Below are 19,446 nucleotides of genomic sequence, written 5' to 3' on the forward strand. Positions count from 1 at the left end.
TTTGAGTAAAGTTTTCCATATAGGCATTCCAAAATCAGGTACAACGAGTATCCAATCTGTGTTAGAAAAGGATGAGAGAATTGCACTTTCTAGATCGGCCTATTTTACGACTTCGTTATGGTGGTCTCATAAAGAAGAACCTTTAGTCACAAATAAAATAAACATCGAAAGTAATGAAACTTTAATTACAGCGGGTTTCAATAAAGTAAAGCTTACCGAGGTTTTTAACCGTATATCTAAAGTCCATCCTAATGCTAAAATTATAGTAACCATAAGAAGGCAGGAAGACGCTATCATATCTATGTTTAAATATCACATAAAACATAATTTTAAAGGTGTTAAAACCCTAGGAAATTGGATGTTTAAAACCAATTTGGGAATTGATTATCTCAGCGTGTGTATGTATGGAGATATCGCAAAGCTATTATTACTGCATTTTAAGAAAGAGAATATTCATTTTTTGTTTTTCGAAGATTTAAAAACACAACCAGATGACTTTTATAATGCATTTTATAACATTTTAGGATTATCTTTTAAACCCGAATTAAAGAACCGTCCTAAAAATATAATGACATTGTCAGAAAATCAATTGTATCTGTTATCAAGATTAAATCTTTGCTCACTAACTCAGGTAAATTCTGAACAAAATCTTACTTTTAGAAAATTAAGATCATTAGAAAAAAGAGCGAAAATTTTGATGGTTAAATTATTTAATATTAATAGACCAAAATCATTTTTTAAAATAGAAGAAATCAAAGGCTATAAAACATTAAAAGAAGACTACAAGGCTAGTAATAAATTACTCGTAGAATTAGGATTTGTAGAAGAAGCAAAATTAAAAGCATATAATTATAATATATAATGCAAAACCCATATATAGAAATATCAGGAAGAAAAATAGGTAACGATTATCCGCCTTTAGTAATAGCAGAAATCGGTATTAACCATGAAGGCTCATTAAAAGTAGCCAAAGAAATGGTAGATGCAGCACATAAAGCTGGAGCAGAAGTTGTAAAGCATCAAACTCATATTGTAGAAGATGAAATGAGTAAAGCGGCTAAAGAGGTTATTCCAGGAAATGCAGATGTTTCTATTTACGAAATTATGGAGCGATGCTCACTTAATGAAGCTGATGAATTAGCATTAAAAAATTATGTTGAAAGTAAAGACATGATTTTTATATCTACACCATTTTCTAGAGCAGCAGCAGAACGTTTAAAACAGTTTGATATACCTGCTTATAAAATAGGTTCTGGTGAGTGTAACAATTATCCTTTGTTAGCGCATATCGCAAAATTTGGGAAGCCTGTAATTTTAAGTACAGGTATGAATACTATTGAAAGTGTAAAAAAAGCAGTTGCAATTTTTGAAGCACACAACACACCATTAGCATTATTGCATACCACAAATTTATATCCAACACCATCGCATTTGGTACGTTATGGTGCAATGATGGAGTTACATCATGGATTTCCAAATAATGTATTTGGACTTAGCGATCATACGTTAAACAACAACGCTTGCCTTGGAGCGGTAGCACTTGGCGCATCGATTTTAGAACGTCATTTTACAGATCATAAAGGTAGAAAAGGTCCAGATATAGTTTGTAGCATGGATGAGCAAGAATGTGCAGATTTAATTATTGGTAGTAAAGAAATTTGGTCAATGCGTGGCGGAACTAAAGTGCCTGCAAAAGAAGAAAAAGTAACTATAGATTTTGCTTTTGCAACTGTTTGTACCGTTAATAAGGTTGTAAAAGGAGAGCAATTGACAGAAGAGAATATTTGGGTAAAACGTCCTGGGACAGGAAAGATTTTAGCTGAAGATTATAATAACGTTTTAGGTAAAACCGCACTTCGAGATATTGAAGAAGGTGAACACCTAGATTATAAAGATTTTGAGTAATGGACAAATTATACGATTTAGAAAAATGTTTCGAATATGAAAATGGATTTTATGCTACAGCTAATCCTTCGAGATTTAGCAAATTTATATCGCATTTAGAATTCTTTAAACGTACCTCAGAAATTAGAGGAGAAATCGTAGAGTTTGGTATTTTTAAGGGGAATTCATTTTTTAGATGGATAAAATTCAGAGATTTATTAGAACAAACAAGTAGTAGAAAAGTAATTGGTTTTGATATTTTTGGTGATTTTCCTGAAGCTAATTTTGAAGAAGATAAACTAAAAAGAGATGCATTTGTAGAAGAAACTAGAGGAGGTAAAAGCATTTCTTACGAAGAAATTACCGAGTTATTAGAGAAACAAAACCTTCACAAAAATGTCGAAATAATTAAAGGAGATATTCTTAAAACCTTAGATAAGTATTTAGACGATAATCCACATCTGAAGATTTCATTGCTTCATATAGATGTAGATTTATACGAACCTTCTAAAGTTATATTGGAGAAGTTATATGATAAGGTTACCAAAGGAGGAATAATAGTTCTAGATGATTATGGCGCTTTTGCAGGCACAAACAAAGCTGTGGATGATTTTTTTGAAAATAAAGTAGAGATAAAAAAATTACCATATTCTAATGCTATTTCTTATATCGTAAAATAACTATGCGTAAAATAGTCTTTCTTACAGGTACAAGAGCTGACTTCGGAAAAATAAAAGCACTCATACAAAGTGTTGAAAATCATAAGGATTTTGAAGCTTATATCTTTGTTACTGGGATGCATCTTTTGCAAGAATACGGTTATACTTTGATTGAGGTAGAGCGTTGTGGTTTTAAAAACATTTCTACGTTTCATAACCATACCGATGAAGCTACAATGGATTTAACGTTGGCAAAAACGATTAATGGTTTTTCTGAATATATAAAGGATATTCAGCCAGATTTAATTGTTGTTCATGGAGATAGAGTAGAGGCTTTAGCTGGCGCTATTGTAGGCAGTTTAAATAATATTTTAGTTGCGCACATAGAAGGAGGAGAGCTTTCTGGGACTATAGATGAGCTAATAAGACATTCGGTATCAAAACTATCTCATATTCATTACACTTCAAATAAGGAAGCCAAGAAAAGGCTATTACAAATGGGAGAAATAGAACCATCTATTTTTGTAATTGGATCACCAGATGTAGATATAATGTTTTCAAATAAATTGCCGGATTTAGATGAAGTAAAGCAGTATTATCAGATTGAATTTGATGCTTATGCAGTAGCAATGTATCATCCTGTAACAACAGAGATAGATACACTTAAAGATAGAGCCAATCAATTTGTAGATGCTTTAATTAAAAGCGGAAAAAACTATGTTGTTATTTATCCAAATAACGATCTTGGAAGTAAACATATCCTAAATGCCTATGAGAAGCTTCTAGATAATGACAGATTTAAAGTTTTTCCATCCATTAGATTCGAATATTTTTTAACACTTCTAAAAAAGTCCGACTTTATTATAGGTAATAGTAGTGCCGGAGTACGAGAAGCACCGTATTATGGTATACCTACAATAAATATTGGTAACAGACAGCTCAATAGAGCAAGTGCATCTAAAATAATAAATGTGCCTTGTGAAACAGCATTAATTTTAAATGCTTTTGACAAGTTGTCTACAGTAACATCAGAATCAGTTGGGACTTTTGGAAAAGGAGATAGTGCAAAATTATTTTTAGATAGCTTAGAATCATCAGGCGTTTGGTCTATAAACCATCAAAAACAATTTAAAGATGCGCTTTAATTCTTTGGATTTTCACATTTTACACTTTATAAGTTTGTTTATACAAAAATCTAAAACAGAAATATAAATAATGCTTACTGTCTCTAATTATCATTATATCAGACCAAGTTACAAAGCTAATTATCCTAGTATTTTTGGCGTAACACCAGATGCGTTTAAAAATCAAATTCAACTTTTAAAGACAATAGGAGATATTATAACACCATTAGATGTGTTAAATGATATTGAAACAATCTTAGAATCTAAAAACAATTATATTCTTATCACTTTTGATGATGGATTAAAAGAACAATACAATCATGCGCTTCCCATTTTAGAAGAAGTTGATGCTTCGGCAATATTTTTTGCAAACTCTAGTAATACAAAAGAGGAAAAAGTAAGCACTGTACATAAAATTCATTTGTTACGATCTTTAATCGACTCAACAAGTATTTTTAACCGCATTAATGAACATAGTCATATTGTTTTAACCTCAAGTGAAAAAAAGACGGCACAATCAATTTATAGCTATGATAGTAAGTTGAGTGCCGAACTTAAATATTTGCTTAATTATAAATTAGATTTTAAATTACAAGAAGAATTAATAACAACGCTTTTTAATGATTATTTTGAAGAATCTGAAGTGCTTCAGTCATTATACATGAATAAAGAAGAGTTAAAAGATTTAGCTCAAAAAGGGTATTTAGGCAGTCATACACATAATCATTACCCTTTAGGTTTAATTAATAGAGAAGCTATTACATTTGAATTAAATGAAAGTAAATCTTATTTCGAAGCATTAACAGAGTGTCCTATTAAAATGGTAGCCTATCCTTATGGAACAAAAGAGGCGGTTACAAAAGAGGTTTCAAATATAGCAAAACAAGTAGGTTATAAATTAGGATTTACAACAAACAAAGGATCAAATACTATATCAGATGATTATTTAGTGTTAAATAGATTTGATTGTAATGATTTAATTGGAGGCAAAAACAGTAAATAATGAGAGTAAAAGAAGCCACAATTGAAGATTGGGATAAACTGTTTCAATTCTTTAAAAGGATATATAGAAAAGATCATCCTTTACATAAAAAAGCATTTTGGGAATGGCAATATGGTGATGCTAAATATGGCAGATCATTTATTTGTGTTAATGACAATGAAGACATTGTAGGACATGTTGGTGCCAACTTTCAAGGTAATATCGCATGGATTATTAATGTTTACTTAGATAAAGAATGTAGAGGAAGAGGAATCTTAGGCAAGCTTTATGCGTTGGCAAGGCAGTATTATCCTCTAGCAGCAACAGCAGCTAATGAGGCCGGTTTAGGCTTGTATAGAAATATGCGTTGGATACGATATTATGATTTAGTGCGTTATGTAAAAGTAAACCCTTCGTTACAAGATAAATCTTTTCAATCTGTTTGTAAACCAGTTGCAATTAAAGAAAATCCATTTAAAAATAGCGCGTCACATTATTTTAGTCAACCAGGAATTGATGGATTAGTTTTTAACGATACCTCATCCGCTGTTTGTCAGAAAAAAGCAGGTGGTTTAAGAGCTGTAAGTATTATAGATGTTGAGGATTTTGAGAAAATGGCTTGGGATTTAGGCTATAATTGGGTAGACTATATTACCTCTTGGAACGATTTAGATATTAAAGAACTTATTAAAAACGAATGGACATTAGATTATAAAAATGTAGTGCCATGGAGACTAAATCCAATTGAAGAAAACTATTTTTGCGATATTACTTTTCTTTCCGAAAAACCATTAGACAATAATTTTGTTGTTCGTAGAAATTTTTCAGATCACGGTAGAGTAGGAAGCTTATAATTACAATATGAAAGTACTTTTAATAGTTCCTGATGGAGTTGCAGTGAGAAATTATCTCTATTCTAGTTTTATAGTAGAGCTTTTTAAAAAGAATGCGGAGGTTATTATTTATCATCAACTTTCTGAAAGTGCTATTACAGAAATTAAAAATGTACATCCTCAATTAGATACATTTATAGAGATCCCCAAATTCATAGAATCTCCTTTAACAAGGCTGTTGAGAGAAAGTTTGGCTTTTGCTCGTATTTTAAGAAATATAAAAGCATTAAAAAATAGAACAGTAATAACATTTTGGAATAGGAATCACAAGACATTTAAACTTAAAGCACTTAATATTGTATCTGAATTTTTTGGATTTATTCTGTCAAAATCATATCAATTGGTTTTAAAAGCAGATCATTGGTATGAAAAACGCATATTAATAAGTCAAGTTATTGAAAAAATAACTAAAGATTTTAAGTCTATTAATCCAGATGTTGTTTTAAATCTTCATCAACGTTCACCACTAACGGCTCCAATTGTAGCAGTTGCTAAAAAGGAAAAAATTAAATGTTCTACAGTAATCTTTTCATGGGATAATATTCCAAAAGCAAGATTAATTTCGAGATACGATAGTTATTTGGTATGGTCAGATCTAATGAAAGATCAATTAGTTTTACTCTATCCTGAGATTAGTAAGCATCAAGTGTTAGTTGTTGGTACAACACAATTTGAATGTTATTTTAACCAAGAAAATTACCTCAAAAAGGAACTCTTTTTTAAGCAATATGGCTTAGATCCTTTAAAGCGGACCATTTGTTTTTCTGCAAATGACAGGTCTTCACCATACGATCCTAATTATTTAGAAGATATTTGTAAAGTTATAAAAGAAATGGTCGAAAACGAAAGACCACAAATTTTATTTAGAAGATGTCCTGTTGATAAGAGTGATAGATTTGATACTATTTTAGAGACTTACAAATCATTTGTAACACCAATAGATCCAGATTGGAGGGTTGAAAGCCACCTTAAAACAGCATTTGCATCTATATATCCTACTTATAACGATTTTGTTTTGTTGGTAAATACAGTAAAGCATTGTGACTTAGTTATTAACTTAGGAAGTACCATGGCTCACGATTTTGCAATATTAGATAAACCTTGTTTATATTTAAACTATGATCCAATTTATAATTCAACATTACCTGTAAACACTATTTATAATTTCGAACATTTTAGAAGTATGAAAGGCCTTAACGCAGTGGGATGGATTAATAGTAAAGCAGAAATTTTAGACATGATTTTAAAGGCCCTAAATAAACCCAATGAAGTAGGAGCAGATAGAAAAAAGTGGATGGAAACTATCGTTTTACATCCATTAGATAAAAATGCAATTAATATTGCTAAAGCCATATTGTAATGCATATTTGTTTTATTACTAGTGAGTATCCTAAAGTAAATTTTCCACATGGAGGAGTGGGGACATTTGTCAAAGTTTTTGCAAAGCAATTAAGCGAAAATGGACATAAAGTTTCAGTAATTGGAATTAACAATTACACAAAAAAAGATGAGGTTGAAGAAGATGGAGATGTTACTATTTATAGGCTAAAACCCAAAAGACTAAAAGGGTTAACATGGCTATTAAATAATAAAACTATAAATTCAAAGATTAAGGAAATACATAATAAAAATCCAATAGCTATTATTGAAACAGCAGAGTTGGGGTTGGCTTTTATGTCCAAAATAAAAACTGTAAAATATGTTATTAGGCTCCATGGAGGACATCATTTTTTTGCAGAAGCAGAGAATAGAAAAGTGTCTGTATGGAAAGCTTATCAGGAAAAGCGATCATTTAAAAAAGCCGATGGATTTATTGCAGTGTCTAATTATGTAAAATCTCATACGCAGAATTACCTTAGTTATAATAATAAGCCTATTGTTGTATTAAGTTCGCCTGTTAATACAACGTTATTTACCCCTAATAAAAGTTTAAATGCAGATCCTTACAATATTACTTTTATTGGTACCATCTGTGAAAAGAAAGGTATACGGCAATTAATAATGGCTATGGATGGCTTGGTGGATATTTATCCAAATATTAAGCTCAACATATATGGCAGAGATTGGTTCTTTAAGAATGGGGCGTCTTATGTTGAAATGTTACATAAGAATTATTCAGATATTATTAGTAAGTGTGTTACTTTTCATGGCTCAGTACCTTATGATACGGTTCCTGAAGTATACGGAAAAGCAACTGTTTGTGTGTTCCCTTCTCACATGGAAACGCAAGGCTTGGTCGCTTTAGAAGCAATGCTTATGGAAAAAGCAGTTATATTTACCCAAAATGGTCCTGGACCAGAATTAATTACACATAAAAAAACAGGGTTATTATGCAATCCAACAAGTCCAGAAGATATTAAAGAAAAAATAGAATGGGTTTTAGAACACCCAAAGGATAGCATTATTATAGCTAAACAGGCAAGAGATTTTGCTCTAAATAATTTTGAAATTAAAGGTTTAACAAAAAAGAATATAGAGTTTTATAATTCTATTTAATTTATATGACATTAGCAATTATTACATCTACACCACACAAATTTAAAGATGGTAAATACTACGCTTACGGTCCGTATGTAAGAGAAATGAACATATGGGCAAAGTACGCAGATAAGGTTTTGGTAATAGCTCCAAGAGCCTCTAATGATGACGTGGATGAAATTGAATCAGCTTATACAAAATCGGTTGAATTGGTAGAAGTAAAGCCTTTTAACATTACAACGTTGTTCAATCTATTAAGAACATTGGTTTTGTTTCCATTCATTTCTTTCAAAATATTTAAGGTTATGAAAAAAGCAGATCATATTCACATGCGATGTCCATGTAATATGAGTCTTTTAGGAGCTTTTGTTCAAATTTTATTCCCCAAAAAGAAAAAAACGATTAAGTATGCTGGTAATTGGGACTTTGCTAGTCAACAACCTTGGGCCTATAGAATGCAACAAAATATATTAAAGAATACCACTTTATCAAAAAACATTAAAGTGTTGGTATATGGTAATTGGGGTGATGCTACAAGTAATATGGTTTCGTTTATGTCTGCTACATATAGAAACGATGAACGTGTGCCTTTTGCTGTTAAGGATTATACTAAAAAGTTGAAATTTGTTTTTACAGCAAGTTTAGTCGTGGGGAAAAGACCGTTATTAACCATTAAAATAATTGAAGCATTACGAAAAAATGGAATTGATGCAGAAGTACACATATTTGGTGATGGTCCTTTAATGGGGAAAGCAAAATCATATATTAAAGAGAACAATCTAGAGGACAACGTTTTTATGTACGGCAATCAAGATAGAGAAACTGTTAAAGCTTGTTTAACTGATGCTCATTTTTCAATTTTACCATCAAAAAGTGAAGGTTGGCCAAAAGCAATTGCAGAAGGTATGTTCTTTGGAGCCATACCTATTTCTACAAAAATTTCATGTTTACCATGGATGTTAGATTATGGAAATAGAGGAATTCTTATTAGCAACAATTTGGATCAAGCTGTTCAAACTATTTTAGATCATATTCAAAAAGGAGATGTGTATCTAAGTGAATTAAGTAAAGCTGCTTTGGCTTGGTCTCAGATATATACCTTAGATAAGTTGGATGAAGAAATTGGTAAATTGGTTGTAAAATGATTCGATCATTACAAATAATAGATACTTTACATATAGGGGGTGCTGAAAGAATGGCTGTTAATGTTGCTAATAGTCTCTCTCGCGAAAATGTAGAATCTCATATTTGTGTTACTAGAGCAGAGGGACCGTTGAAAATAGCTTTAAATAAAGATGTTCAGTATTTTTTCTTGGGAAGAAAGTCAACTTTAGATATTAAGGCATTACTAAACCTTCGAAACTATATAAAAAAGCATAGAATTAATATTCTGCATGCTCATGGTACATCTTTTTTATTAGCTGTATTAGTTAAAGTACTTCGTCCTAAAGTGAAATTAATATGGCACGATCATCACGGTAATAGAGTTCATAACACGAGTACACTAAAATTAATGTTACTAAAGTTAGCTTCATTTAAGTTTAATTTAATCTATTGTGTCAATAACGAACTAAAAGATTGGGCTTTAAGAAAATTATATTGTAAAAAGGTTGAGTTTATTCCTAATTACCCAACCCTCAATTTAAATAAATCTACTGTTTTAAAAGGAAAAGATGGTAAGCGTATTTTGTGTTTAGCCAATTTACGAAATCCTAAAAATCATCAAATGCTTTTTTTTGCCTTTAAGAAATTAGTAGAAGAATACAAGGATTGGTCATTACATTGTGTTGGTAATATTTATGATGATGATTATTATAAAAATTTGAAAGCGTTTATAATGGAAAACAACTTAGAAAAGCATATTTTTTTATACGGCTCAAAGAATGATGTCTCTCATATAATAGAGCAGTCTAATATTGGTGTGTTGTCTTCTACATCAGAAGGCTTGCCAATGGCTTTGTTGGAATATGGAATTGGTAAATTACCAGTAATAACAACAAATGTTGGTTATTGTGGTAAATTAATTTCAGATGATTCTTTAGGACTTTTAATAGAAAGTGAAGATAAAATGGCTTTATATAAAGGTTTTAAATTATATGTGTCTAACTTTGAATACCGAAAGTCTTGTGCAGAAAATTTTCATAAAAAAACCCTTAGTGAATTTTCAGAAACAATAGTGTCAAAAACAATAGTAAAAGACTATAATTTTTTAATAGCTTAAATAATAACTTTTTATGGATTTAAAATATATATACTTGCTATTATTTCATATTGTAGTAGGTGCATGTATGTATTTTATTGGTTTTTTTCCTAGAGCGTATTTTTTTATAATTACGATTTACTTTATAGGATTAATTATTGTAGCTCCTCAAAAAAACAAGAAAATAGAAGTTTTAAAGGCTTGTGCTTATTTGGTAGGCATTGAAGTTTTATTTAGAATGACCAATGGAGCTATATTTTATGAAGCTTCAAAATATTTAGTTATTGTTTTTATTCTTATGGGTATGTTCTATAATGGTATTTCCAACAGAGGCTATCCTTATTTTATATTTTTGATATTATTAGTGCCTTCAATAATTGTAGCTTCGATGAATATAGGTTTTGACTCAAATTTTAGAACCAATGTAGCTTTTGTTCTCACGGGGCCCGTTTGCTTGGGTTTATCTGCGTTATATTGTTTAGATAAAAAAGTAAGTAGGAGTGAAATTCTTGAGATATTATTGTACTTGGCTTTGCCAATAGTAGCATTAACGACTTATCTGTTTATTTTTTCGCCTAGTATAAAAGATACATTAAGCGGAACGCAATCTAACTATGCAGCTTCAGGTGGTTTTGGTCCAAATCAAGTCGCAACAATGTTAGGGGTTGGTATGTTTGTGTTTTGTGTATTTATATTTTTAAAATCTAAAAATCTACTCATTACTGGTATCAACTGTATATTATTTGGTGTAGTTTCATTTAGAGCTATTGTAACATTTAGCAGAGGAGGCGTAATAACTGCAATTATGATGATAATCGCATTTATGGTTTTTCTATATTTAAAATCTCATTCAAGGGAGCGGTTTAAAATAATATCCTCGTTTTTGGTTTTTTCTTTAGTTCTTGTTTTTACTTGGATGTATAGTACCGTGCAGACAGAAGGACTTATTGAAAACCGTTATACTAACAAAGATGGTGCGGGTAGAGAGAAAAAAGATGTAACTACAGGTAGACTCGATTTATTTCTGGGAGAGATTGACGGTTTTACAGATAATCCCTTTTTTGGTGTTGGAGCCAATGGAATGAAAGAGTTGCGGATTGAACGTTTTGGAAGGGGAGTAGTAAGTCATAATGAAATAAGTAGGTTACTATCAGAGCACGGCATATTAGGCATTATTATATTATTAATATTAATTTTTACACCTTTAGCATTTAAAGCCGAAAATCCAGATAATATTTTTTTCTATGCCTTTCTCTGTTTTTGGTTTGCCACCATTAATCATTCTGCCATGCGAATTGCTGCACCCAGTTTTATTTATGGATTGACATTATTATATGTATTCAATGAAAAACGTCCTGTACATAGGAAACGCCTTATCAAATAAAGGGAAATCTATAACTTCTATAGAGGTTTTAGGGAAACAATTAAATGAAATTTGTATTGTTAAGACAGCTTCTAGCTACAACAATAAATTATTGCGTTTAATTGATATGTGTAAATTGGTGTTAGTTAATAGAACTAATACAGATTTTGTTATAATCGACACTTATAGTACATTTAATTTTTATTACGCATTAATAATAAGTCAATTATGCCGACTATTAAAACTAAAATATATTCCTATTTTACGAGGAGGAAATCTAGAAAATAGATTAAAACACAGTTCAAAATTAAGTCACCTTATTTTTGACCATGCTTATAAGTTAGTAGCGCCTTCTCACTTTTTAAAATCAGTTTTTGAATCCTATAACTATAAAGATGTATTATATATTCCAAACAATATAGAAATAGACAATTATGATTTTTATAGTAGAAGTATTGATTGTATAAAATTATTATGGGTAAGATCTTTTTCTTCAATATACAATCCAGAACTAGCTATTTTAGTTTTAGAAAAATTATTAGAAAAGAATTATAATGCTCAATTAACTATGGTTGGGCCAGAGGTAGATGGCTCATTAAAAAAAGTAAAGGATTTAGCAGAATCAAAACAACTACAAGTAAATTTCACGGGAAAATTGTCTAAAGTAGAATGGTTAGCGCTTTCAAAAGATTCTAATGTTTTTATTAATACAACTAATTTTGATAATACTCCTGTAAGTGTCATTGAGGCTATGGCTTTAGGTTTGCCAATAGTTTCTACAAATGTAGGTGGCTTACCTTTTTTAATTACAAATAATGTTGATGGGGTGCTTGTAGAGCCTAATAATGTTGATGCTATGGTTGATGCTATTATAAAATTAGACGAAAAGAATAGAAGCGAACTAGTTAATAATGCGCGCCTTAAAGTAGAAAAATTCGATTGGCATGTAATTAAACCCGAATGGGAAACCCTTTTGTCCTAAAATTATGTTAAAAATCATTTGTACTTATTATATTTACACCATAGTTTTTCTCATCAATGTCTAAAAAAAGAGGTATTCATTTCGAAGTTTCTGAGCGTAAAATTCTACTTAGAGTTTTAGACTTAGTAATGGTGTACATAGGTGTGTACTGTTTAAGTCTTTACTTTGATTTTGAATATATTGTTGTTAGTACAGAAAATAGTATTGCGTTAGTTTTATTAGGAGTTTATGTTACTGTTTTTGCTACTATTTTTGAATTGTATGATTTACAAAAAGCCAGCAGATTAGACACTACATTTAAAAATATTGTAATAACAACTTCTACTGTTGTGCTGTTTTATTTGTTAACTCCAGTACTTTCACCTTATCTTCCTGTTGAACGTATTCAAATTGTTTATTTATATGTTACAATAATTGTTTCAATTCTCTTATGGAGATTAGTGTATATTAACTTAATTGAATCGCCTCGTTTTTATAAGCGAGTCCTTCTTGTTGGAGAAGTATCTAATATAGATGGTCTAATTAAAGCATTAGATACATCAGATCCAAATTACAGAATAGTTGGTTTTATAAATAGTGAAGCTTCTAGTGCGGAATCAGTTAAGTTTACAGGGTTAAAGGAGTTTAGAGCCACAGAATTTTTAGAAACAATTGATAAAGAACGAATATCCGAAATTCTTGTAGCAAGCTTTAATACCGAGGCTATAATGGCTGAGGTTTATCATGATTTAATGCTATTACTAGAACGTGGTTTTAAAATAAGAGATTATTCTCAAGTTTATGAAGAGCTGCTTCAAAAAGTACCTATTCAGTTTGTTGGTAAGGATTTCTATAAGTATTTTCCTTTTAGTCGAAGTAATGAAAATAAGCTCTATATCTTTTTTCATCGTGCCTTTGATGTTACGTTTTCATTAATAGGCCTTATGTTAGGCGTACTATTGTTACCTATTATTTTAATAGGTAATTTAATGGGGAATAAAGGACCTTTATTTTATGTTCAAGAGCGTGTTGGTATAAACGGAAAACCGTTTCATATTCTTAAACTAAGAACCATGGTTGTTAATGCCGAGAAAGATGGAGTAAAGTGGGCTCAAAAAAATGATAAAAGAATTACATCATTTGGGATGTTTTTAAGACGCTCTCGTTTGGATGAGGTGCCTCAGTTTTATAATGTACTAAAAGGTGATATGAGTATTATTGGACCTAGGCCAGAACGTCCTTTTTTTGTTAACGAGTTGTCTCGTATAATACCATTCTACGAAACACGTCATATGATAAAACCAGGGTTAACTGGTTGGGCACAGGTTAGTACAAGGTATGGCTCTTCAGTAGACGATAGTCTTACCAAGCTTCAATACGACTTATATTATATTAAACACAGAAGTGTTTTTTTAGATTTCAGCATTGTTATAAAAACGCTAAGTACGATCTTGTACTACAGAGGACAGTAGTTTTCGTAAGAATTAATTCTTATTAAAGAATTGTATTAAAAAGATATACCTTACTAATAACGCCACAAGTAAGGGAATTAAACCAATAGCAAATACCTGAACGCCACCCAACCAATGAAAAGTCATCAGTGCTAACATGATAATTAAAAACTTAAGGTAGCGCTTAACCCAATTTTTAATTTTAGGTTTTAACAATTGTCCTATGACAATAATATTAAGTGGAAAAGCCCATAGCAAATTATAGTTTTGAGCTGTTGCAGAGTGGTCTGTTAAGAACCATAAAAATAGTATAATAACACCTATGACACCTGTAGTCCCAAATATGGTAATATCTAACCAATTGGTTCGAATATTATTTTTATAATCTCTATAGGTGAAAAATAAAATACAAAGGCTAATTAATCCTATTATAATTAAAGGGTTAAACAGAATATTTAAAGATGAATCTGTTTCCTTTTTTTCATACAGAGTAGAAGAGCTTTTTACTAAATTTTCAGTGTTGTTTAGTGTTGCAGTTTCAAAAAAGGTATGAATATATTGTGGCAAAAACATATGCTCGTTAACGGTTGCTGTTCTGTCAATAACGGAACCCAAAGCAATGTCTATCCCAAAACTCCCCCAAGTATTTAAACCTACATGATCGTGAATAAGGGTTCTAAACGTTTTTGGTTTAAAATTGTCAGGTAGCTTAAAATTAATTTTACGTTCAGAAACTTTTAGAGTGATATCTCTAATTCGTGTCGCACAATTGTCATAAAAGAAATCGTATAAATAACGTCTGTTTTCTGGTTTATAATTGTTTTCTAAATAATTAAATAGTTTTTGTTTTTCTTCTGTAGACAGGTTTAAGATTTGTTCGTCTATGGTGCGATTATCTTCTTTATAGGCAAAATAAAAATCTTTAAAGTAATGTTTGCTTATCAGGTAATTGAGTTTTCCTTGAGCGAATTTCAAATAAAAGTTAGGAGCTTCAAAGTCGTAAGCACCATAGCCATAGACTACATCAATACCTAAATTTCGATCTTTTACTCTAAAGCCATTGTGACCAAAAGCATCATTTAAAGAGTTACCAGGACCAATAGTCAACACCGTTATCTGAGCATCAGGTGATAATTGCCGTTGCTGTGCAAAGTTTGAGAAAAATGTAAATAGGAAAGCAAAAACGAACAGTTTCAATTTCATAATAATGATTATCTAAAGATGCTAAAGTCTAGTTTTAAAGAAAATACATTAGAGTATAAAGCTGCACTTTGGTCACCAATATCAGTAAAAGCATAATCGATTTGAATGCCTCTATATTTAAAACCAACACCAAAGTTAGGTTGAAATGAAATTTGTTCAGAATTATCAATCTGAATTTCATTCTGAAAATTACCAACTCCAGCCCTTAAAAAGACTAAATCTGTATAACCAAACTCAAATCCCAAAGCAGGATTTATACTCGCAAAAGATGTTGAAATAATATCGTTGTTTTGAGCAAAACGCATGTTTAAGTTTACAGCTGCTAATAAAGAATAATCATAATGAAAAATCCATTTTTTAGACATTCCTAACTGTAACTTAGGTATTGTTATTTCAGTGGTTTCAGGAAGTTCCTGATTTTCTCCTTCAATAGCACCGCTTATTTGTTCAAACTTATCTTCGTCAATTGACCAAGCATTATAAGTGGTTGTAATATCTCTTGCCATAAAGCCAAACTTCCAATTATTGTTACCTTCAAATTGAATGCCTGCATCTAATCCAAACCCCCAAGAAGACGCAAAGTCACCAATAATTCGTCGGATTATTTTAGCATTAACTCCAAAGTTTAAACCATCTAAAGGTAATTTTCTAGCATATGAAAAGGTTAAACCATAATCTGCAGTAGAGAAGGTGCTAATTCTATCGTAATTAATATTGCCTTGATCGTCTATTAATTGTGTGGTGTCTAAAATGTCATCAACTCCAAATCTAATTAATGAAATACCTAATGCACTTTCGTTATCTAAAGGCATCGCATAAGCGATATAATTATAATTGGCAATGTTTGCAAAATAGCTAGAATGCATTAAGGAAAGTTGACTGTCTTCAAGATGAACCAATCCTGCAGGATTCCAATATCCAGAATTAACATCAGCAGTTTGTGATACAACAGCATTACTCATACCTAAAGCAGCAGCATCAACACCAATATTCATAAATTCATTAGAATATTTTCTTGTAGTTTGTGCCGAAGCTATAAGCGTAGTAAGTGTTAAGAGAATTACATAGTAATTTTTCAACAGCAATAATTTTTTACAAAGATGCACATTATTTTTCTGAAGTAGTTTAAACTTTTTGTTTGTAATGAAGATTTTTTTTATCTCACAAAGTCATTTTTAGTTAGATATCCTACGATACAGAGAACAAAAATGATAAATTTTTTTAGTTAAAATAAAAAGTTTAAATCACTTCTTCCTATTTAACTGTTAAACGTCGTTTTTATTGCATTCTTTATATTGCAATTTGAAATAGACTCAAATACTTTTATATTTTTACAAAAATTAAGTTTATGAGATTAAAACAACATATTCCCAATATAGTAACACTTCTGAATTTGTTTTCAGGATGTATTGCTTTAATATTTGCAGTGAATGGTAACTTTGTTGCCGCAGCATTCTTTGTGTTTTTAGGTATATTTTTTGATTTCTTTGACGGACTTTTAGCAAGAAAGCTAAATGTACAAAGTCCACTAGGTATTCAGTTGGATTCGCTTGCCGATTTGGTAACGAGTGGAGTTGTACCAGGAGTTATCATGTTTAAACTTATTTCATTAGCCATTGATGCTCCAAGTTTTTCAACTCATAGCGATAGCTGGAATTCAGTGTTTCATTGGCAAGGATTTAAAATGTCTGTTTTGCCATTAATAGGTTTGTTTATTGCTTTAGCTTCTGCTTACCGTTTAGCAAAATTTAATTTAGACGAGGATCAACAAAGTTATTTTAAAGGCTTGCCTGTGCCAGCCAATACGTTAGTAATATTGTCATTACCCTTAATTTTAGAATACCAAAATAGCGATTTAATAAATTCAATAATTATTAATAAATGGTTTTTAATAGCATTAACTCTGCTTAGTTGTTATCTATTAAATTCAAACATAAAGTTATTTGCTTTAAAATTTAAAAATTGGGGATTTAAAGACAATGCTATTCGTTATATTTTTCTAATTTTAAGTGTGGTGTTATTAATTTTACTTCATTTTGCAGCAATACCACTTATAATTGCATTATATATAATACTTTCATTATTAACAAAATCTAGTATAGTTTAACTCAACACATTTTCTAAATAGAATTTATAATTAATGGCTTCAGGATTTTTTGCATTACTAGATGATATAGCGACTTTGATGGATGATGTCGCTGCGATGACCAAGATAACAACGAAGAAAACAGCAGGTATTTTGGGGGATGATTTAGCCGTAAATGCAGAAAAAGCATCAGGGTTTGTCTCTTCTCGTGAAATTCCAGTACTATGGGCAATTACAAAAGGCTCATTTTTAAATAAATTAATAATTTTACCTTTAGCGTTTCTATTAAGTGCGTTTTTACCTTGGTCTGTTATTGTTATTTTAGTGCTAGGAGGATTATACTTGTCTTATGAAGGGGCTGAAAAAATCTATGAATTTTTTGTGCCTCACCCTAAGGAAGTGACTAAAGAATTTAAAGGAAACTTTACAGAACAAGAATTGTTAGATTTAGAAAAAACGAAGATAAAATCTGCAATTGTAACTGATTTTATCCTATCTGTTGAAATTGTTATTATAGCCTTAGGATCTGTAGTAGGAGAACCAATAACAACTCAAATCATAGTTGTGTCTATTGTAGCATTAATAGCTACCGTTGGTGTTTATGGTATTGTGGCATTAATAGTAAGAATGGATGATTTTGGATTACAGCTAATTAATAAAAGTAATGGAGGAAAAGGTGTTTTATTTTCAATCGGAACTTTTTTGGTTTGGGCTTTACCAAAACTAATAAAAAGTTTGTCTGTTATTGGGACTATAGCTCTACTTCTTGTTGCTGGAGGGATCTTTGTCCATAATATTGAATTTTTACATCATTTCTTAGAACAAATTCCGTCTATTTTAAGAGATTTTATTATCGGATTAGCCGTTGGATTAGTTTGTTTAATTTGTGTTGAAATATTTAAAAAAATATTTTTTAGTAAGCGTTCTAAACATTAAAAATAGCAACGTTAATTGGTGTGAAAACTTGTTAAATTTAAAGTTGGTTAATAGCATAACCCTAACTCTAATATTGAAATAAAAATATTAGAACCTATTAAATTAAAGCGAGTAAAAAATGAAAAAATTTAAACTTAAAGAGTTAGTAAGAGTATTTTTATTTCTATTAGTAGTTCAGTTTATTATTGGTTTAGCAGATGTTTTACTATCTCAAGCTCACAGTGAGTTATCTTCAATAACGTCTTTACTTATAGCTATTTGTAGTTATCCTTTGAGTCTTATCAGTAGCGATTTACCATTTTATGTTTCAGAAAGCATATTAATGGTTATTTTATATTGGATTATAAACCTAATGATACAAGCTGTGATTTTGTATATAATGCTAATTGTGGTAAAAAAGATGAGAGAGAGTAAATAATCTTAAAACTCAAGCTTTGTTTTACGTAGCTCAAAATTCTGACCTAAATAAACTTTTCTTACCATTTCATCACTAGCCAATTCTTCAGGTTTCCCTGCTTTAAGAATGTTACCTTCAAACATCAAATAAGTTCTGTCAGTAATTGCTAGTGTTTCTTGTACGTTATGGTCTGTAATTAAAATGCCAATATTCTTCTTGGTCAGTTTAGCAATAATTCGCTGAATATCTTCAACAGCAACAGGATCTACACCTGCAAAAGGTTCATCCAATAGAATAAAACTAGGGTCGGTGGCTAGTGCTCGTGCAATTTCTGTTCTACGACGCTCACCACCAGAAAGTAAGTCGCCTCTATTAGTTCTAATATGGCCTAAACCAAATTCTTCAATTAGCGATTCCATTTTATTGTGTTGCTCTTTCTTACTTAATTTTGTAAGCTGCAATACACTTAAAATATTATCTTCAATACTTAGTTTTCTAAAAACAGAAGGTTCTTGGGCTAAATAACCAATACCATTTTGAGCACGTTTGTACATTGGATATTTCGTGATGTTGGTATCGTCTAAATAAATATTTCCTCCATTAGGCTTAATAATTCCAACAATCATATAAAAAGAAGTGGTTTTTCCAGCTCCATTCGGACCCAATAAACCAACAATTTCGCCCTGATTAACCTCAAGGGAAACATCTTTTACTACTTTTCGTCCGTTATAGGACTTCATTAAATGTTCTGCTCGTAACTTCATATTATTTCTAAGAACGCTAAATTTAATAAAATCATATAGATTCTATTTGCTTTGGCAATCATTTA

19 protein-coding genes are annotated in these 19,446 nt (G+C 30.6%); 16 read left to right on the forward strand and 3 right to left on the reverse strand.

Annotated elements, in window-relative coordinates; translation table 11 throughout:
- Nucleotide 1: 1 nt before the first annotated feature.
- The 13 genes from KO504_RS00560 (at nucleotide 2) to KO504_RS00620 (ending at nucleotide 14,016) form a co-directional block, all read left to right on the forward strand.
- Nucleotides 2–862: a sulfotransferase domain-containing protein gene (locus tag KO504_RS00560; protein ID WP_215924291.1), complete on the forward strand. Its 861-nt coding sequence runs from the start codon at nucleotides 2–4 to the stop codon at nucleotides 860–862.
- On the forward strand, nucleotides 862–1,905 hold the full coding sequence (locus tag KO504_RS00565) for an N-acetylneuraminate synthase family protein (RefSeq protein WP_215924293.1): 1,044 nt from the start codon (nucleotides 862–864) through the stop codon (nucleotides 1,903–1,905). Before KO504_RS00560 ends, KO504_RS00565 begins: the two co-directional genes overlap by 1 nt.
- The gene (locus KO504_RS00570) at nucleotides 1,905–2,564 is read left to right on the forward strand and encodes a TylF/MycF/NovP-related O-methyltransferase (RefSeq protein ID WP_215924295.1); all 660 of its coding nucleotides are present in this window, start codon (nucleotides 1,905–1,907) and stop codon (nucleotides 2,562–2,564) included. Before KO504_RS00565 ends, KO504_RS00570 begins: the two co-directional genes overlap by 1 nt.
- A gap of 2 nt (nucleotides 2,565–2,566) precedes the next feature.
- A complete protein-coding gene (gene neuC / locus KO504_RS00575; RefSeq protein ID WP_215924297.1) occupies nucleotides 2,567–3,688 on the forward strand; it encodes a UDP-N-acetylglucosamine 2-epimerase in 1,122 nt (373 codons plus the stop codon).
- A 70-nt stretch (nucleotides 3,689–3,758) separates the two neighbouring features.
- Nucleotides 3,759–4,670 carry a polysaccharide deacetylase family protein gene (locus KO504_RS00580; RefSeq protein WP_215924299.1) on the forward strand — a complete coding sequence of 304 codons (912 nt, stop codon included), beginning with the start codon at nucleotides 3,759–3,761 and terminating at the stop codon, nucleotides 4,668–4,670.
- Entirely contained in the window at nucleotides 4,670–5,503 is an 834-nt protein-coding gene (locus KO504_RS00585; protein ID WP_215924301.1) for a GNAT family N-acetyltransferase, read from the forward strand. The genes KO504_RS00580 and KO504_RS00585 overlap by 1 nt, the downstream gene beginning before the upstream one ends.
- 7 nt (nucleotides 5,504–5,510) lie before the next feature.
- Nucleotides 5,511–6,902, forward strand: coding sequence for a hypothetical protein (locus KO504_RS00590; RefSeq protein ID WP_215924303.1), 1,392 nt, complete (start codon nucleotides 5,511–5,513; stop codon nucleotides 6,900–6,902).
- Complete coding sequence (locus KO504_RS00595) at nucleotides 6,902–8,038, forward strand: glycosyltransferase family 4 protein (protein ID WP_215924305.1); 1,137 nt, start codon at nucleotides 6,902–6,904, stop codon at nucleotides 8,036–8,038. Before KO504_RS00590 ends, KO504_RS00595 begins: the two co-directional genes overlap by 1 nt.
- 5 nt (nucleotides 8,039–8,043) lie before the next feature.
- Nucleotides 8,044–9,165, forward strand: a complete 1,122-nt coding sequence (locus KO504_RS00600) for a glycosyltransferase (RefSeq protein WP_215924307.1) — start codon at nucleotides 8,044–8,046, stop codon at nucleotides 9,163–9,165.
- The gene (locus KO504_RS00605) at nucleotides 9,162–10,241 is read left to right on the forward strand and encodes a glycosyltransferase (protein WP_215924309.1); all 1,080 of its coding nucleotides are present in this window, start codon (nucleotides 9,162–9,164) and stop codon (nucleotides 10,239–10,241) included. The genes KO504_RS00600 and KO504_RS00605 overlap by 4 nt, the downstream gene beginning before the upstream one ends.
- Before the next feature lie 13 nt (nucleotides 10,242–10,254).
- Nucleotides 10,255–11,604 carry an O-antigen ligase family protein gene (locus tag KO504_RS00610; RefSeq protein WP_215924311.1) on the forward strand — a complete coding sequence of 450 codons (1,350 nt, stop codon included), beginning with the start codon at nucleotides 10,255–10,257 and terminating at the stop codon, nucleotides 11,602–11,604.
- Nucleotides 11,564–12,565, forward strand: coding sequence for a glycosyltransferase family 4 protein (locus KO504_RS00615; RefSeq protein ID WP_215924313.1), 1,002 nt, complete (start codon nucleotides 11,564–11,566; stop codon nucleotides 12,563–12,565). The genes KO504_RS00610 and KO504_RS00615 overlap by 41 nt, the downstream gene beginning before the upstream one ends.
- 56 nt (nucleotides 12,566–12,621) lie before the next feature.
- The gene (locus tag KO504_RS00620; RefSeq protein ID WP_215924315.1) at nucleotides 12,622–14,016 is read left to right on the forward strand and encodes a sugar transferase; all 1,395 of its coding nucleotides are present in this window, start codon (nucleotides 12,622–12,624) and stop codon (nucleotides 14,014–14,016) included.
- A gap of 12 nt (nucleotides 14,017–14,028) precedes the next feature.
- Here KO504_RS00620 and KO504_RS00625 read toward each other — a convergent pair whose 3' ends face one another.
- Both KO504_RS00625 and KO504_RS00630 read right to left on the reverse strand, forming a co-directional pair.
- A complete protein-coding gene (locus KO504_RS00625; RefSeq protein WP_215924317.1) occupies nucleotides 14,029–15,198 on the reverse strand; it encodes a lipoprotein N-acyltransferase Lnb domain-containing protein in 1,170 nt (389 codons plus the stop codon).
- A gap of 8 nt (nucleotides 15,199–15,206) precedes the next feature.
- The gene (locus KO504_RS00630) at nucleotides 15,207–16,277 is read right to left on the reverse strand and encodes a PorV/PorQ family protein (protein WP_215924319.1); all 1,071 of its coding nucleotides are present in this window, start codon (nucleotides 16,275–16,277) and stop codon (nucleotides 15,207–15,209) included.
- 269 nt (nucleotides 16,278–16,546) lie between these two features.
- Between KO504_RS00630 and KO504_RS00635 the strand changes: the two genes are divergently transcribed.
- From KO504_RS00635 to KO504_RS00645, 3 genes are all read left to right on the forward strand, one after another.
- Nucleotides 16,547–17,305: a CDP-alcohol phosphatidyltransferase family protein gene (locus KO504_RS00635; protein ID WP_215924321.1), complete on the forward strand. Its 759-nt coding sequence runs from the start codon at nucleotides 16,547–16,549 to the stop codon at nucleotides 17,303–17,305.
- 33 nt (nucleotides 17,306–17,338) lie between these two features.
- On the forward strand, nucleotides 17,339–18,220 hold the full coding sequence (locus tag KO504_RS00640) for a DUF808 domain-containing protein (RefSeq protein WP_215924323.1): 882 nt from the start codon (nucleotides 17,339–17,341) through the stop codon (nucleotides 18,218–18,220).
- 118 nt (nucleotides 18,221–18,338) lie between these two features.
- Nucleotides 18,339–18,638 (forward strand): hypothetical protein, encoded by a 300-nt coding sequence (locus tag KO504_RS00645; RefSeq protein WP_215924325.1) that lies wholly within the window; start codon nucleotides 18,339–18,341, stop codon nucleotides 18,636–18,638.
- A gap of 2 nt (nucleotides 18,639–18,640) precedes the next feature.
- On the opposite strand, the gene lptB is transcribed toward KO504_RS00645, so the two are convergent.
- The gene (gene lptB / locus KO504_RS00650) at nucleotides 18,641–19,381 is read right to left on the reverse strand and encodes an LPS export ABC transporter ATP-binding protein (protein WP_215924327.1); all 741 of its coding nucleotides are present in this window, start codon (nucleotides 19,379–19,381) and stop codon (nucleotides 18,641–18,643) included.
- Between the last annotated feature and the right edge of the window lie 65 nt (nucleotides 19,382–19,446).

Source organism: Winogradskyella psychrotolerans, from assembly GCF_018860565.1.
Taxonomy (GTDB): domain Bacteria; phylum Bacteroidota; class Bacteroidia; order Flavobacteriales; family Flavobacteriaceae; genus Winogradskyella; species Winogradskyella damuponensis.

Excerpts from the sequence above, each read along its gene's own strand:
- KO504_RS00585 (WP_215924301.1), top strand. The coding sequence starts at position 4,670 with ATGAGAGTAAAAGAAGCCACAATTGAAGATTGGGATAAACTGTTTCAA.
- KO504_RS00645 (WP_215924325.1), top strand. The coding sequence starts at position 18,339 with ATGAAAAAATTTAAACTTAAAGAGTTAGTAAGAGTATTTTTATTTCTA.
- KO504_RS00580 (WP_215924299.1), top strand. The coding sequence starts at position 3,759 with ATGCTTACTGTCTCTAATTATCATTATATCAGACCAAGTTACAAAGCT.
- KO504_RS00615 (WP_215924313.1), top strand. The coding sequence starts at position 11,564 with ATGAAAAACGTCCTGTACATAGGAAACGCCTTATCAAATAAAGGGAAA.
- KO504_RS00610 (WP_215924311.1), top strand. The coding sequence starts at position 10,255 with ATGGATTTAAAATATATATACTTGCTATTATTTCATATTGTAGTAGGT.
- KO504_RS00590 (WP_215924303.1), top strand. The coding sequence starts at position 5,511 with ATGAAAGTACTTTTAATAGTTCCTGATGGAGTTGCAGTGAGAAATTAT.
- KO504_RS00625 (WP_215924317.1), bottom strand. The coding sequence starts at position 15,198 with ATGAAATTGAAACTGTTCGTTTTTGCTTTCCTATTTACATTTTTCTCA.
- KO504_RS00570 (WP_215924295.1), top strand. The coding sequence starts at position 1,905 with ATGGACAAATTATACGATTTAGAAAAATGTTTCGAATATGAAAATGGA.
- KO504_RS00620 (WP_215924315.1), top strand. The coding sequence starts at position 12,622 with ATGTCTAAAAAAAGAGGTATTCATTTCGAAGTTTCTGAGCGTAAAATT.
- neuC (WP_215924297.1), top strand. The coding sequence starts at position 2,567 with ATGCGTAAAATAGTCTTTCTTACAGGTACAAGAGCTGACTTCGGAAAA.
- KO504_RS00635 (WP_215924321.1), top strand. The coding sequence starts at position 16,547 with ATGAGATTAAAACAACATATTCCCAATATAGTAACACTTCTGAATTTG.
- KO504_RS00565 (WP_215924293.1), top strand. The coding sequence starts at position 862 with ATGCAAAACCCATATATAGAAATATCAGGAAGAAAAATAGGTAACGAT.
- lptB (WP_215924327.1), bottom strand. The coding sequence starts at position 19,381 with ATGAAGTTACGAGCAGAACATTTAATGAAGTCCTATAACGGACGAAAA.
- KO504_RS00595 (WP_215924305.1), top strand. The coding sequence starts at position 6,902 with ATGCATATTTGTTTTATTACTAGTGAGTATCCTAAAGTAAATTTTCCA.
- KO504_RS00600 (WP_215924307.1), top strand. The coding sequence starts at position 8,044 with ATGACATTAGCAATTATTACATCTACACCACACAAATTTAAAGATGGT.
- KO504_RS00605 (WP_215924309.1), top strand. The coding sequence starts at position 9,162 with ATGATTCGATCATTACAAATAATAGATACTTTACATATAGGGGGTGCT.
- KO504_RS00640 (WP_215924323.1), top strand. The coding sequence starts at position 17,339 with ATGGCTTCAGGATTTTTTGCATTACTAGATGATATAGCGACTTTGATG.